Consider the following 903-nt stretch of genomic DNA (forward strand, 5'->3'; position numbering starts at 1 on the left):
CCCATTTATCTTATGAATCAACCGATATTGTGACTGAATTAGATAAATTGTTAGTGGAAAAAGGTGGTTCTTCAAACATTTCTTCTCAAGTATGGTTAGAAGATACCTATGTAGATGAAATCTTTAACCTAGACCACAAAATCCAACAGTTAGAAATGACCCTTGGTGTCTCTAACTTTGGTAAAGCCCACGAACAACAATGGGCTGAATATGCCAATTCACTAGAAGTTGGGGAAATCAGCGAAGATGCCTACTTCCAACAATTTGAAGATGATTATTTAGCTTTAAGACGTCAACAAGCGGACCAAGACTATGCTTCATATGAGGAGCAAAGTCGTGCTAACCGTCGTCAACAATTACAAGCAGAACTATCTGCTATTAAGGCTGACCAAGAGCGAATCCTTGACCAATATAATTACCGGTCTGGTGAGGAGTTACTAGCAGCCACTGACCAACAAAAACAAATGAAACAAAAACAAAACCGTCATGATATCTTAGCTAACCACTTAGACTTAAACTTGGCTATCTACTTGCAACAAGACCGTCCAGTCGACCAACAATTAACTGACTTACGTCAAAAGATTGCGGACATGGAAACAGAAATTGCGGACCTAACTCGGTCAACTGCTGACAAACGTAGCCAAATCCAAGAGATCGCTAGCGAGGGTATGGCACCAGATTTATTACAAGCTTATCAAGCCCAAGTGGATGAAGCTTATCAAATGTCTGTTGAATGGGCAGCCAACAAGTTGGCCATTGCGACCTTTGAAAAGGCCACTGTTGGGGAATCTTCAGATGTCAAAGAACGTGTTTTAACAAACGCATCGCGGTTCTTGGTTGATTTATCGGATAGCCGTTTTACCAATTTAGCCTTTAGTGAAGAGGGGATGACGGTTCGTCTAA

General features: G+C 41.1%; 1 protein-coding gene. It reads left to right on the forward strand.

The window, feature by feature from the left end:
• Positions 1-29: 29 nt before the first annotated feature.
• Positions 30-903, forward strand: an 874-nt coding sequence (locus ACRCJ0_RS16005; RefSeq protein ID WP_431391160.1) for an ATP-binding protein, incomplete at its 3' end; no start/stop codon positions are given.

Source organism: Aerococcus sp. L_32, assembly GCF_050689315.1.